The organism is Pseudomonas sp., assembly GCF_032058845.1.
Classification (GTDB): Bacteria; Pseudomonadota; Gammaproteobacteria; order Pseudomonadales; family Pseudomonadaceae; genus Aquipseudomonas.
In genome coordinates this window covers 43728-57975 of sequence record NZ_DAMCCR010000016.1, presented here as the reverse complement: position 1 = coordinate 57975, position 14248 = coordinate 43728, and the positions used below count along the sequence as shown (strand labels likewise).

The 14248-nt window shown below is 62.7% G+C and carries 12 protein-coding genes and 1 pseudogene; 5 read left to right on the top strand and 8 right to left on the bottom strand.

Annotation, left to right across the window (positions count from 1 at the left end):
* The 4 genes and pseudogenes from RT028_RS05315 to wecB all read right to left on the bottom strand — a co-directional run.
* The coding region (locus RT028_RS05315) for a tetratricopeptide repeat protein (RefSeq protein ID WP_312933215.1) at positions 1–367 on the bottom strand (367 nt) is incomplete at its 3' end.
* Between the two features lie 83 nt (positions 368–450).
* Positions 451–2097, bottom strand: a pseudogene (locus RT028_RS05310) (glycosyl transferase family protein); the annotation flags it as partial.
* A gap of 6 nt (positions 2098–2103) precedes the next feature.
* Entirely contained in the window at positions 2104–4188 is a 2085-nt protein-coding gene (locus RT028_RS05305) for a hypothetical protein (RefSeq protein ID WP_312933213.1), read from the bottom strand.
* 346 nt (positions 4189–4534) lie between these two features.
* Positions 4535–5692: a non-hydrolyzing UDP-N-acetylglucosamine 2-epimerase gene (gene wecB, locus RT028_RS05300; RefSeq protein ID WP_312933211.1), complete on the bottom strand. Its 1158-nt coding sequence runs from the start codon at positions 5690–5692 to the stop codon at positions 4535–4537.
* 510 nt (positions 5693–6202) lie between these two features.
* Between wecB and cfaB the strand changes: the two genes are divergently transcribed.
* Positions 6203–7387: a C17 cyclopropane fatty acid synthase CfaB gene (gene cfaB, locus RT028_RS05295; RefSeq protein WP_312933207.1), complete on the top strand. Its 1185-nt coding sequence runs from the start codon at positions 6203–6205 to the stop codon at positions 7385–7387.
* Between the two features lie 4 nt (positions 7388–7391).
* On the opposite strand, the gene cls is transcribed toward cfaB, so the two are convergent.
* Entirely contained in the window at positions 7392–8831 is a 1440-nt protein-coding gene (gene cls / locus RT028_RS05290) for a cardiolipin synthase (protein WP_312933206.1), read from the bottom strand.
* A gap of 129 nt (positions 8832–8960) precedes the next feature.
* Between cls and RT028_RS05285 the strand changes: the two genes are divergently transcribed.
* A complete protein-coding gene (locus RT028_RS05285; protein WP_312933204.1) occupies positions 8961–9488 on the top strand; it encodes a DUF3617 domain-containing protein in 528 nt (175 codons plus the stop codon).
* A 1-nt stretch (position 9489) separates the two neighbouring features.
* On the opposite strand, the gene folE2 is transcribed toward RT028_RS05285, so the two are convergent.
* Together folE2 and RT028_RS05275 are read right to left on the bottom strand one after the other, a co-directional pair.
* On the bottom strand, positions 9490–10380 hold the full coding sequence (folE2, locus tag RT028_RS05280; protein WP_312933202.1) for a GTP cyclohydrolase FolE2: 891 nt from the start codon (positions 10378–10380) through the stop codon (positions 9490–9492).
* A gap of 27 nt (positions 10381–10407) precedes the next feature.
* Positions 10408–10788, bottom strand: a complete 381-nt coding sequence (locus tag RT028_RS05275) for a glutamine synthetase (protein ID WP_312933200.1) — start codon at positions 10786–10788, stop codon at positions 10408–10410.
* Between the two features lie 110 nt (positions 10789–10898).
* On the opposite strand from RT028_RS05275, the gene zigA reads away from it, so the two are divergent.
* From zigA to RT028_RS05260, 3 genes are read left to right on the top strand one after another with little or no spacing between them, the layout of a single operon-like run.
* Positions 10899–12107 carry a zinc metallochaperone GTPase ZigA gene (gene zigA / locus RT028_RS05270; RefSeq protein ID WP_312933198.1) on the top strand — a complete coding sequence of 403 codons (1209 nt, stop codon included), beginning with the start codon at positions 10899–10901 and terminating at the stop codon, positions 12105–12107.
* Complete coding sequence (locus RT028_RS05265; protein ID WP_312933191.1) at positions 12104–12736, top strand: DUF1826 domain-containing protein; 633 nt, start codon at positions 12104–12106, stop codon at positions 12734–12736. Before zigA ends, RT028_RS05265 begins: the two co-directional genes overlap by 4 nt.
* A 40-nt stretch (positions 12737–12776) precedes the next feature.
* On the top strand, positions 12777–13748 hold the full coding sequence (locus RT028_RS05260; RefSeq protein WP_312933189.1) for a CobW-like GTP-binding protein: 972 nt from the start codon (positions 12777–12779) through the stop codon (positions 13746–13748).
* Here RT028_RS05260 and RT028_RS05255 read toward each other — a convergent pair whose 3' ends face one another.
* Entirely contained in the window at positions 13749–14141 is a 393-nt protein-coding gene (locus RT028_RS05255; RefSeq protein ID WP_312933187.1) for a DUF3301 domain-containing protein, read from the bottom strand. It abuts the gene before it with no gap.
* Between the last annotated feature and the right edge of the window lie 107 nt (positions 14142–14248).

Below are 14248 nucleotides of genomic sequence, written 5' to 3'. Positions count from 1 at the left end.
TGCGGCCTGCGCCACGGCTGCCGCCGCGCGGTTGCAGGTTGACCACCGCTGCTTTCAGCCGCGGGTCACGCAGTCCGCGCTTCAACGCCGCTTGTGCGGCCTGGCGGGCTTCGGCGCGTCGGCCGAGCTTTTCCAGGGTGTAGACCTTGAGCAGTTGCAGCCGCACCACGTCCGGGCGCAGCTTGAGCGCGCCATCGATGTGCCCCAGCGCTTCGCGATAGCGGCCCGCGTCGTAGTTGCGGTAGGCCTGGTCTGCCTCGCCCCAGGCGACACCGCGCAGCGGCCTTTCGGCGGCCAGGGCACAGGGTGCGGCGGTGCAGCCCAGCCATGCGCCGAACAACAGGGTGGCGGTACGAGCGGAAATCATGGCTGTGCGGGGGCCTGTGGATGGGAGTCTGAAGAGGCAGCGCCAGGCGCTGTGCCGGGGTGAAGCGAAAGCGGCTCGTCGCTTTCCTGCTGGAACTGGATCGCCTCGTTGAGCGTTGCCGCATCCAGGTAGCCATGCTCCAGCAGAATCTGCCCCAGCGGCTTGTGCTCCTCGACCTGGGCGTTCAGCGCCCGCGCCAGTGTGGCTTCGTCGATGGCACGCCACGACACCAGCAGCTCGCCCAGGCGCAAGCGTTGCTGGTGCAGCTGATCGGCAGACGGGAAGTCGTGCATGGTCTTGTCCCAGACCAGTGGCTTGCCCAGGAACAGATAGGCCAGGTACAGACGCCAGGCGCGCGCAGCGGCCATGGCATTGATGAAATTGCCGATGATCATGCGTGGCCCGGACAGCAGCGCGTGCTCCCAGCCATACATGCGGCCCACGAAATAGGCGCGCTGCAGGATGCGCAGGCTGAGCGCCACGGTGTTGGCCCACATCAGGTCGAACAGCCAGCTGTGCGGTGTGAAGACGGAGGGGAAGAAGGTCTTCCACTGCCCGCTGGCACTGAGGATCAGGAAGAACACATGCTGCGCCAGCAATACATAGGCCAGTATCGCGATGAACGAGGTGATCAGGCCCTTGCGGTCACGGAACAGCAGGTACTTGGTGGCCAACGACCCTTGCCAGCCCACCTGGCTCCAGCCCTGCAGCCCGATGCCGAGCGTCCAGCGGGCCTTTTGCCGGTAGGCGGTGCGGAAGGTGTCGGGGAAGTATTCGCGCACGCCCAATGGCATGTGGATCGCCACCATCTTGTCCTGGCCATTGCCGAACCAGCTCGAGCGCCTGGCCACGTAGTCGACCGGAAACTTGCCGAAGATCTGTTTCATGCCGCGCCGGGCCAGCCGTGCACCGATGTCGTAGTCCTCGGTGAGGGTGTCGGTGTTGAACGGCTGGTTCTGGGTTTCCGCTGACAGCTCCAGCATCGCTCTGCGTGAGAAGCACGTGCCCACCCCCGCCGATGGCACCATGCGCGACAGGCTCTCGCGCACCACCAGGTCCTTGGTGTGCCATTCGGCGAACTCGTCCATGTAGGTGCCGGCCACCAGCTCGTACCAGTCACGCTCCAGCGAGGTGACGGGCAGCTGGGTGAAGTCGATACGCGGTAGCAGGTAATTGAAATAACGCAGTTCGAGGCGATGCAGCACGTCTTCGCTGTCGTGCAGGATCATCCCGGCGAAGGGCTCGGGCATGCGTGCATCGCGCAGGAAGATCGCCTGGATGATCCAGTTCAGGCAGTCGGCCTTGCAGGTCGGGCCGTCATGCGGGACTTCGACGCGGATCAGCTGTTTGTAGCGCCGACGCATGCGCTCCACCTCGTCGATGGTGCGCTGGTCGTTGCAGTAGGTGCCGACGAAGATGTAGTAGTTCTTGTAGTCCAGCGAGCCGACCATGTTTTCCAGCATCGGCGCGATGACGTCGTATTCCAGCCACGCCGGAATCATGATCGCCAGGGGCTGCTCCGGCTTGGCCAGGAGCTGCTCGACCGTGAGCGGCTGGTAGCGTCTGCGACGCATCAGCAGCTTGCGGTAGACCTGGCGGACCCAGTACCAGGTGTCGATGAACAGGTCATCGAGGCTCGACACCAGAATCAGAATGCCGACCACCCCGGTGGCCAGCTGCAGCACCCGGTAGTAGTCAGCCAGCAGATAAGGCCAGTAGAGCGACGACATGGCGGTTTACCGACCTTTGTTCTTCAGGCGCAGACGGCGCGCGAGAATCGCCAGCAGTAACAGCAGCAGGACAACCCCTGCCAGGGTCGGCAGCGCCCAGACCAGGTGCTTGCGCCAGGCGTGGAACGGCGTGCCGGTCAGGTTGAGCTGCGGGTCGGTGGTATCGACCCAGGCCAGTGGCCCCTGTTCGCCGACCACGACCGCATTGCCTCTGGTCAGCAGAAACGGCGTCTGCGGCACCATCTCGGGGGTGCCGAGGCTGCTCCAGAGCATGCCGTGCTGGCCGGCCGAGTCGACCACCGACAGGGTGCCCAGCGGCTGCGGGCCTTGCAGGTCGAGCGCCAGATGATCGTTGCCCTGCGCCTGCAGACGCTTCAGCTCGGCCACGCCCAGGATCGGCCTGGCGCCGGTCAGCGGCACGTCCAGCGCGAGGAAGGGTCGTGTCGGTGAAACATCGGCCTTGCCATCGCTGAACAGCAGCTGCGCATCGACCGGCGACAGCGCCGCAGCGGTGGCCAGACGGATCAGTTTGCCGAGCGGGGCGACGGGCGTTTGCAGGGCCTGCTCGTCGACGATCACCAGTGGATTGCCCGCCATCAGCGGCAGCAAGCCGATGAACGTGCCATCGGGCTCGGCCGGGGCCGAACTGAGGTAGCTGCTCGGCAGCACGTTGACCGGGAAGGCCTGCGGGACTTCGGCACACCTGGGTGAGACCGGCTGACGTTGGAAGCGCACCTGCACCGTGTTGGTGACCCCCAGCGCATAGCCGGGAATGCGCGCCTTGAGCTGTTCGGGGCTGCCATCGGCGTCCAGTTGGGCGGCGCTGATCAGCACGTTGTTCCAGATGACCGAAGCGACGGGTCGGGTTTCCGAGGCGCCGGGCGCGGCGGCGACATCGAGCGTCAGTTCACCCGGCATCCGGCCGTTCAGCGACACGGCGCTGAGGGGGAAGGTGGCGGTCCATTCGCCCCGGCTGACCACGTCGAAGGTGCCGAAGTCGCCACCCAGCGCGCTCAGGCGCAGGTGACCCTTGTCGTTGCGCAGTTGACCCTCGGCGGCTCTGATCTGCGCCGTGGGGGCGATCAGCACATCGCGCCAGCGCGGTTCGAGAACACCGGCCGCCTTGGCCCCGGCATCGGCCGCGACGCCAATCAGTGCCTGGTGTCCGAGGCTGAGCAACTGCATCTGCTGGCTCGGCAGCGCGCGTGCGGCCAATGTGCCGCGCTGGTCGCGCCACTGCTGCAGAGCCTCGGCGGCGCCGGGCTCGTTCTTGACCTGATCGGCCAGTGCCTTCAGGGCTGTGTCCAGTTGTGCCACCAGCGCCTCGTCGGCGATGGCCAGGTCTGCGCGGGTGGCCGGGGTGTCGAGCAGCAACAACGCGCCCAGCTCGGCAGGGTAGGCCAGGGTGTGCTGCGATTGACCGGCCAGTGCGGCGAAGGCGGGCACCTTGCTCAGCGCCGCGGGCAAGACGAAGGGCGGCAGGCTGACCCGATCACCCACGCGTGGCAGCGCCTGTACCCTGGCGCGACGTGCGTTGCGTTCCAGGGTCACGCCCAGGCGCCAGGCGCTGTCGAAGCTCTGCCGTTGCAGCGGCCCGCCAGCCACCAGGATGACGGGCTCGGAGGGGAGGATGCTCCAGGCGTCAGCCAGGGTCTTGAGCGAGGCCATCGAGAAGCGGTAGCTCAGGCGGGTCTGCGGCGACAGGGTCAGCACGTTGGCTGTCGCGCGCGGTGGGCTGCAATACGCTTCGGAGACCGGCGAGCTCCAGTCCACCGTGAAGTCGACGAAACCGTTTCTGTGCTGGCCGCTGTCGACCTTGAAGGTGCGCTTCACCTCGTCCGAGCGGTTGATCCGCTCAGCCACCCGTGGCTCGCCTTCCACTGCCAGGCGCAAGGTTGCCGAATGCTCCTCGCCCTTGATGATCTGGCCCAGAACTTCCAGTTGCGCATCACTGATCGCAACCCCTTTGGGTACCGGCAGGAAAAACGCCTGCCGGCTGTCTGCCTGATCCAGCACCACAGGGTTGGCAATGCCCATGTCCTTGAGGGACGTGCTGCGGGAAATCCAGTCTTCACCGGTGAGCGATTGCAATGCGCTGCTGACCGAAGAATCAACGGTTGGACTGGCCGATGCGAACTGCACGGAAATAAAAGCAGTGCTCAGAATGGCAAACTTGAGACGACTTGGCGTGAGGTTTAACATCAGATCCTTGAGTCATGGGCAGCGATAGCCAGCACGATTCGCAAATGCGAATTGTGTTTGGAATTTGAAAGTAACCGAGGGGGTCGTCGCTTTAACGTTTAAGCCACTACTTGCACTGGTAAATTAAGTGCGCACAGCGCGACAAGTTGGGCATTGTCAGTCATCAAGTTGCCATCGTCAATATTTTGATGAATATCCGCATATGCGGGAAAGTGTCAAAACCTACACGCCATAATTATGACTTATATAGCATGAGGCCTTCTTGCTGAAACGGGCTGAAGTTGCGGGCGAGTAACGCGGCGACAATTCGCTCGCTGGCCTTGCCGTCTCCGTAGGGGTTGGCGCTGCGTGCCGCCTGGGCGTACAGGTCGCGGTCATCGAGCATCAGGCCGACGGCCTGGACGATGGTCTGCGCGTCGGTGCCGACCAGTTTGACCGTGCCGGCCGCCACCGCTTCTGGCCGCTCGGTGGTGTTGCGCATCACCAGCACCGGCTTGCCCAGATGCGGTGCCTCTTCCTGAACGCCCCCCGAATCGGTCAGCACCAGATGCGCGCGCTGCATGAACCAGACGAATTCCACGTAGTCGAGCGGGTTGATCAGGTGCACGTTGGGCTGGTCACAGAGCAGGTCCAGCACCACGTTGCGCACGTTGGGGTTGAGGTGTACCGGGTACACGATCTGGATGTCACCGCGCTGGCCCAGGGTGCGCAGCGCCTCGCAGATCTGCCTGAAGCCTTCGCCGAAGTTCTCGCGACGATGCCCTGTCACCAGTACCAGCCGGCGCTCGCCATCGAGCCAGGGATAGCGCCGCGCCAGGCGTTGCGTGGTTTCAGGCTCGGTCGCGAGCTTCTCCACCACCAAGTCCAGAGCGTCGATCACGGTGTTGCCGGTGATGAAGATGTCCCCTTGCAGATTTTCGCGCAGCAGGTTGCCACGCGAGGTAGCCGTGGGTGCGAACAGCCAGCGGGCCATCACATCGACCACGCGCCTGTTCATTTCCTCGGGGAAGGGCTGGGCCATGTCGCCGGTGCGCAGGCCAGCCTCCACATGGCCAATAGCGATGCCGCGCTGGAAAGCCGCCATGGCGCAGGCCGCCGCCGAGGTCGTGTCGCCGTGCACCAGCACGCAGTCAGGCTGCGTGCTGTCGAGCAGGCTGTCGATACGGCCCAGCAGGCGCGCGAACAGGCCATTCAAGGTTTGCCCGGCGGTCATGACATCGAGGTCGTGATCCACCTCGATGCTGAAAAGCTGCAGGACTTGATCGAGCATTTCACGGTGTTGTCCGGTGCTACAGACAATGCTTTGAACATCGCTGTTGCGTTGAAGGCACTTGATCAGTGGCGCCATTTTTATGGCTTCCGGACGAGTGCCAAACAAGATCAGGACTTTCATTACAGGCTGTTCCACAGAGGCGAGCGGGTAAGTCAGACAACGACAATGCACGAAAATTAGTCTGTGGTGCTGGGTCGGGATCACTCGGTGAAGTTAGGCAAGGCAAACCCTTAAAGTTGGAAGGGGTTTTACGTAAAGTTTGAACTATTTGTAATTTTTTCGTTCGCCGCTGCCCGGCGGAGCACACTAAAAATATCGATCAGAACAACAGAGTTTTATATGAACTTTCTGATTTAACAAGATGTCTCGCGAGTAACATGATTTATGTTATTTATTCAAACCCAATTTTAAAAGTTGTCGAGTCCGACAACTAATCATCGCCATCCAGTCCTGTTCTGCCGCGCTCATGCTCCTGGCTCTGTGGGCGCTTCAGGCGGGCGCTTCAGGCGGGCGCTTCAGGCCTGCGCTGCCGGCCGTCCCCGCCGCACATTCAGGCCGGTGAACTACCCTCAATGCGAAGACGCCCTCGCGACCTGACGGGCGCCCGTTCATTCATGGGAGGGGAGATTCATGTCTGGGCAACTTCCACCAGCGTTACAAAGCCTGCACCTGCCACTGCGTCTGAAGCTCTGGGATGGCAACCAGTTCGACCTGGGCCCTGACCCGCAGGTGACCATTCTGATCAAGGAGCCACGCCTGATCGGCGAGCTGGCGCATCCCAGCCTGGGTTCGCTGGGTTCGGCATTCGTCGACGGCAAGCTGGAGCTCGAAGGCGATATCGGCGAAGCGGTGCGGGTGTGCGACGAACTCAGTGAAGCGCTCGTCGGTAGCTTCAGCGAATCGCTGCCCGTGCGTGTGGCCCACGACAAGCAGGCAGACGCGCAGTCGATCGCCTATCACTACGATGTCTCCAACGCCTTCTATCAGCTGTGGCTGGACCGCGACATGGCGTATTCGTGTGCGTACTTTCGCGAGCCAGACGACACCCTCGATGCTGCCCAGCAGAACAAGTTCGACCACCTGTGCCGCAAGCTGCGCCTGCAAGCGGGCGACTACCTGCTGGACGTCGGTTGCGGCTGGGGAGGGCTGGCGCGGTTCGCGGCGCGTGAGTACGGCGCTCAGGTAGCGGGCATCACCTTGAGCAAGGAGCAACTGGCGCTCGCGCAGCAGCGGGTCGTGGAGGAGGGGCTGGCGGACAAGGTCGAGCTGCAGCTGCTCGACTACCGTGACCTGCCAGGCGATGGGCGCTTCGACAAGGTGGTCAGCGTTGGCATGTTCGAGCATGTGGGCCACGCCAACCTGCCGCTGTACTGCAAGACGTTGTTCAGCGCGGTGCGTGAGGGTGGCCTGGTGATGAACCACGGCATCACCGCCAGGAGCGTTGACGGCCGGCCGGTGGGCAGGGGCGCTGGGGCGTTCATCGACCGCTACGTGTTCCCCAATGGTGAGCTGCCGCATCTGTCGATGATCAGCGCGGCCTGTGGCGAGGCGGGGTTGGAAGTCGTCGACGTGGAGAGCCTGCGCTTGCACTATGCGCGCACGCTCAGCCTGTGGAGCCAGAACCTGGAGAACCAGTTGCACCGGGCCGCTGCGTTGGTGCCCGAGCACACCCTGCGCATCTGGCGCCTGTACCTGGCCGGCTGTGCTTACGCGTTCAGCCGTGGCTGGATCAACCTGCACCAGGTGCTGGCCGTGAAACCCTATGCTGATGGCCACCACACGTTGCCCTGGACCCGGGATGACCTGTATCGCTGAGCCCTTACAGAATCGGTGAGATCAACCGCGCGATGCGCATGCCCAGTTGGTGCAGGCGGTGCGTGTCGCGTCGTTCCTGCGGGCTGATTTCGCGGGCGTGCTCGAAGTCTTCGAGCAGCATGTGTTCCACCTCATCGGCGAAGGCGCGGTCGATGGTCAGCAGCATGATCTCGAAGTTCAGGCGGAACGAACGGTTGTCGAGGTTGGCGCTGCCGATGGCGCTGACGTCGTCGTCCACCAGCACCACTTTCTGATGCAGGAAACCGGGTTGATAGCGGAACACCCGCACACCGGCCCGCACTGCTTCGAAGGCGTACAAGGTGGTGGCGGCATAGACGATGCGATGGTCGGGGCGGGCAGGGATCAGGATGCGCACGTCCACCCCGCGTAGCACGGCCAGGCGCAGCGCTGCGGACACGGCTTCATCGGGGATGAAATAGGGGCTGGTGATCCACACCCGGCGCGTGGCGGAGTGAATGGCTTCGAGGAAGAACAACGCGCAGGTTTCCTGCGGGTCGGCCGGGCCGCTGGCGAGCACCTGGCACAGCACGCCGTCGTCCGGGTAGCTGTCTTGCAGGATCAGGGGCGGCAAGCGCCGGGTGGCCCAGTACCAGTCCTCGGCAAAGGATTCCTGCAGGCAGGCCAGCACTGGGCCACTGATCTGGATGTGCGTGTCGCGCCAGGGTGAAAGGCGTGGGTTGCCGCCCAGGTATTCATCGCCGACGTTGTGCCCACCGACGAAGCCCACCTGGCCATCGACCACGACGATCTTGCGGTGGTTGCGGAAGTTGACCTGGAAGCGATTGAACAGGCCGCGGCGGGTCGCGAAGGATTCGATTTCCACGCCGCCGTCGCGCAGGATCTTGTCATAGCGCCCCGGTAAGGCATGACTGCCGACCTGGTCGTAGAGCACGAAAATGCGCACGCCCTCGGCGGCTTTCTTCAACAGCAGCTGCTGCAGCTCCAGGCCGATGGTGTCGTCATGGATGATGAAGAACTGGATCAGCACGGTGTCGCGGGCGTTGTCGATGGCCTGGAATATCGCTTCGAAGGTAGCCTTGCCGTTGACCAGCAGCGCCACTTGATTGTTGGCCAGACAGGGCATGCGGCTCAGCTTCGGCATCGCCCGCAAGGCTCGGTAGCTCTGCGATTCACGGGCCGCCAAGGCCTCTTCTACCCACGGCCGCCAGTTCAGGTCCGCCATCGCCACATGCAGTTCCTGGTTGGCCTGGCGCCGCGCCTTGATGTACGCCGCAAACGAGCGTGCGCCAAAGATCAGGTACGGGATGAGCGTGAAGTAGGGAATGAACAGCAGCGACATGGCCCAGGCGATCGAGCCTTGGGCAGTGCGTACGGTGAGCAGTGCATGCAGGGCGGCCACACTGCCTATCACGTGAACCGTGCCAAGCAGGTAACCGAAGAAGTACGGGTTGTGATAATCCATGTAATGCCTGCAATCCGTGGGCAGAGCGTCAACAGACCACGAACCCGTCGCGGCGTGCAACCCAGGCGCCGAAATGACGTCTAAGCGTGGGTCCGGCTTGGGGCCGGAACCTTCAAGGAGCACTCACCAATGAACATCCGTCTGCCACTGCTTGCCCTGGCCTTGGGCCTTTCCTCACCTGCGCTGCAGGCCCAGATGCTGCAGCCTGGCTTGTGGGAGCTGACCACCAGCAACATGCAGGTCGACGGTAAGCCGCTGCCCGACATGGACTTCATGCTCGGCCAACTGAAGAACCTGCCGCCTGAGCAGCGGGCAATGATGGAAGGCGTGCTGGCCAAGCAAGGCATCACCGTTGCGGGCAAGGGCGTGCGGTCTTGCCTGACCCAGGAGCAGGTCAATACCAACGACATTCCGCTGCAAGACCCACAGTCTGGCTGCACGCAGAAAATCACCGACCGCCAGGGCAACGTGTGGAAATTCCAGTTCAGTTGCCCGCGCGCGCAGGGTACGGGGCAGGCCACGTTCCTGAGCGACCGTGAGTTCGTGACCAACGTGAGCGGCACGTTCAATGCGTCGGGCGTTCAACAGCAGGGCAGCATGAACACCCGTGCGACCTGGATCGGCAAAGACTGCGGCACCGTGCGCCCACGTACCTGAGCTACCAACGCCATTGGCTTTCTGCCACCGCATCGTGGGCATGCAGGCTTTCTGCATGTTCCACGCGCAGGTGAAACCCCTGCAACCCGCCTGTCCCTGACAGCGCGCTGTGCAGCCGCCGCGCGGCGTCCTCACAGAACATTGGATTTTGCCCATTGGCCAAGGCAAATGCCTGTTCATCCGCGCGTTTCACGGCGGTCTGCACCGCTGTACCGAGCGCCTTTTCCAGCCGGTCGATGAGTCCGGGCAACGGGAATGTCCGGGCCTCATCTGCAAGTCTGACCTTCACCCGCGCGAGGCTTCTCTGGCTGTGGGGTGTCGCGACAATACCTTCGCTGGTGCCTAACCATTCGACGATCTGGCCATGCTGCAGATTCGTGGTCGTGCCGAAGCGTGCGATGAACCGCTCCTGAATCAGTTGCCTGGCCAGCGCCGCCGAGCAGGGGCAGGTCGATGAATAGGCAATTTCCACAAATAGTTCCACGTGGAACACTCCGTGGATCATGCGTGCGTGGATCTCGGTAGGGTAGTGCTTCCATCCTGCATGAGGGCTGATCAAGGCTGGGCGCTTCAGCAAGTGGTCGAAGCGCAAGGTCACATGAGCCGCTTGTGACAGACCAGCATGACTGTCGAGAAATACCTGCAGCAACGCTCGCAGACTGGCTGGCGTCAGCTCGGTAGCCTCGAGGTGTTCGAGTGCCAGGTAAAGCCGAGACATGTGGATGCCCCGTGCCTGTGGGTCATCCAGGCTGACACCGGCATCGGCGACGGCATGCAGACGTTGCCCGTTCAGTTGAAGCGGCAGGGCAATGCCACACATGCCCACCCAGTCCAGCGCGGTCGATTGGGCTGTGGCTTGGGCGGCGATGTCCGGCAGTGTAAGGCTGTTCATGGTGGGGCTCCTGAGAAGTGAAGAAGGTCAGCGGCAGCCGCCGATCAAGCCGCAATGCAGGTTGAAGCGCTGGCCGCTGGAACTGGACACCCGGCTGATGGAAGTCCAGCCCACACGCCGGCTGTAACCCACCCAGGCTTCGCCGTCGGAAGCCAGCCCCGTGAAGAATGTGATCGGCCCGTAGCGCGTGTTGGTCTGCGCCCATAGACGTCTGCCTGCCGCTTCATAACCCCTCAGATACAGCGAGTCGCCGGCAGTGCGTACGCTGTAGTAATTGCCGCGCCCATCGTTGCAGGCCACCAGCGTGGCCGAACGTGTACAGAGCGGCAGGTCAGCGCTGGGCAAGGCATAGGCCAATGGGCACAGCACAAGCAGCAACAAAAGGACGGGCAAGCGGTGGGGAGTCATCGAGGCATCCAGCGTGAATCTGGCGGAAACGGCTTTGCATCATTGTATTGTTATAATATAACGTATTACAACGCATCGCTCGAATGCGCCTGTCGATGAGGCTCGAAATCATGTCCACCCGTCTTCCCGTCACCGTGCTGTCAGGCTTTCTTGGCGCTGGCAAAAGCACGCTGCTCACCCATGTGCTGCGCAACCGTGAAAACCTGCGCGTGGCCGTCATCGTCAATGACATGAGCGAAATCAACATCGACGCCAGCGACGTGCAGCGCAACGTCAGCCTCAACCGCGCCGAAGAAAAGCTGGTGGAGATGAGCAATGGCTGCATCTGCTGCACCTTGCGCGAAGACCTGCTCGAAGAAGTCGCGCGTCTGGCCCAGGAAGGTCGCTTCGACTATCTGTTGATCGAGTCCACCGGCATCTCCGAGCCATTGCCCGTGGCAGAGACCTTCACCTTCCGCGACGAGCAGGGCCGCAGCCTGTCGGACCTCGCCCGCCTCGACACCATGGTGACCGTGGTCGATGCGCTGAACTTCATGACCGACTATCAAGCCGCCGAGGCCTTGGCCAGCCGCGGTGAAACCCTGGGCGAGGATGACGAGCGCTCGATCAGTGACCTGCTGATCGAACAGGTGGAGTTCGCTGACGTACTCCTGCTCAGCAAGATCGATCTGGTCAGCCAGCACGAACGCGAAGAACTGGCGGCGATTCTGGCGCGGCTCAATCCGCGCGCGCAGATGGTGCCGATGGTCATGGGCCAGGTGGCCTTGAATCGCATCCTCGACACTGGCCTGTTCGATTTCGAGCAAGCCTCGCAAGCCCCGGGCTGGCTGCAGGAACTGCGCGGTGAGCACGTTCCGGAAACCGAGGCCTATGGCATTGCCGCGACCACCTGGCAGGCGCGTCGGCCGTTTCATCCGCAGCGTTTTCATGACTTCATCCAGCGGCCTTGGCGCAACGGTCGCCTGCTGCGTTCCAAAGGGTTCTTCTGGCGGGCAAGCAAACACCAGGACGCCGGTAGCTGGTCACAGGCCGGCGGCATGATGCGCCATGGGTTGGCCGGTCGCTGGTGGCGTTTCGTGCCGCGCGCACAATGGCCGCAGGATGCCGACAGCGCTGCTGAAATCTTCAAGCATTGGACGGTCGATACGGGTGATTGCCGTCAGGAGCTGGTGTTCATCGGCCAGGGCATCGACTTCGCGCAGCTATCCAGCGACCTCGAAGCATGCTTGCTGACCGAGGCTGAGATGGCCGCAGGCCCTGCTGCCTGGCAGCGCCTCGATGACCCGTTCGGGCCGTGGGTCGAGGAGGCGGCTGCATGATGCCGGCAGCGCGTTGCCTCGACAGCCTGCAAGTGTTCGATTCGTCGCCTCAGGTGCTGGCGGACATCTTGCGAGATGACGTCAACCTGGCGGTCTGGCAGCGCCAGCTGCCGCCTCAGCTACAGGATTTCGCCAGCCTGGTGGTGGGCCTGCATCCGCTGCTGGCCGACGAGCGAGTGATCGAGGTCGACGAGCATGAAGCGCCGGTACTGGCTGCGCTGTTGGCAGGTGCGGCAGATGTGTACGGCTATGAGGCGTTCGTTGCGGATGTCACCTGGCTGATCGCGGCTTATACCTGCCTGCTTGGGGCGCGCCGGATCGGCGTGCGTCTGCGGGTGCTGGAAGCGGCCATGTGTCCCAGGTTTCATGTAGACCATGTGCCGCTGCGTCTGCTGACCACCTACACCGGCGCAGGCAGCGAATGGTTGGAGGAAGGCAGCGTGAACCGCGCGCGGCTGCAGGCCGAAACGCCGCCTGTGGATAAGATCAGGCGGCTGTGTACAGGCGATGTCTGCCTGCTCAAGGGAGAAAAATTCCAAGGAAATGAAGGGCATGGAATTATCCACAGGTCACCGGACGTGCCTGTGGGCGGGCGCCGTTTGTTGTTGAGTCTTGACTGGTTGGCATAAGGCTTCATAGTTGGGGATAACCTTATCCACGGCGCCGATCATGCTTCAGAACATTCCCACCCACATCATCGCCGGGCCTTTGGGCGCCGGTAAGACCAGCGTGCTGCGTTCCCTGCTTGGGCAGCGCCCTGCTGGCGAGCGCTGGGCGGTACTGATCAACGAGTTTGGCCAGGTCGGGCTGGATGCGGCGCTGCTCACGCGTGATGAGGCAGGTCTCGAGATCGCCGAAGTCGCCGGCGGTTGCCTGTGCTGCGTGAACGGCGTGCCTTTCCAGGTGGGTCTTGGGCGTTTGCTGCGGCGTATCAAGCCGCACCGTGTATTCATCGAGCCGTCCGGCCTCGGGCATCCGCTGCAGTTGCTGAAACAGCTGCGCCAGACGCCATGGCAAGGCGTGCTCGATGTTCAACCGATGGTGGTGGTGCTGGATGCACAGCGTCTGGCGGGCGGTAAAGCGTTGCCGGAGGTACATCAGCAAGCATTGGCGGGGGCAGGCTTGGTAGTTATCAACAAGGCCGCCTGTGTGGATAGCGCAAAAAGGCTGTTGATAAACGCTGAGCTGCCCGAAATAGAGCGCCTGTGGACAAATCAAGGTGAGCTGTTTTTCCACAGGCTACCGAAAGGCGAACCAGAGGATCCTGCTGGGCCTGTGGCGGTTACGGGGCCTGTGGATATCTCGTCCGCCGTTGGTACGCTGTGGACGGACATTGGCCAGCCTGTCTGTCAGGTCGCTGAAGGGGAAGGCGGTTGGAGCATCGGTTGGCGTTGGCATCCCAGTCAGCGATTTGCCTGTGATGTGCTCATCGACTGGCTTGCAGGTTGGCCCTGGAAACGGGCCAAGGGTGTTATCCACAGTGTGGGCGGATGGCAGTCGTTCAATGCGCTGGCGCCAGCGGCGGCGTATTGGAGCAGCAGTGAATGGCGTACCGATACGCGTATCGAGCTGATCTTCGAGCAGGCTCAGGATGCCCAGGCGCTCAGTCAGACACTGGCGGCGTGCCGCTTGCACGGCTGATCAGGGCTTCCAGCGATCGTGCTGCTGGCGCCACTGCTGCATTTCAACCACGTTGGTGGCTTTGGCTGGGGTGTTGATTTCGAACGGGTAGGGCGCCAGTTCGATGAGCATCGTATGTGCGCCGAATTGAGTCACCACGCCAGGATGGCGCTGCTCGCCCGTGACGGTGAATTCGAAGTTGTAGATCCGCGCCAGGCGCTTCTTGCCCTTGGCATCACGAACGAAACCGACGCGCTTGAGCGCCACGGCGTCATCGAGCAATTCCAGGTCGAGCTTGGCGCAATGCTGCTTGACCCGTTCCAGCGCCTTCTCCCGCAGCCCATGGTTGTGCCATATCCACGCGCCAATGCTGGCCAGCACCATCAGAACGAAAAGGTTTTCCAGGGTCAACATGTGCTCGGGCTCCAGACAGGACGGCGCAGCTTAACTGCGACGCTGGCCTGTCGTACAGGTGGCTTTCGGGTTCATACTGCGCGGCGCAAATCCTACGACCGTTTTGG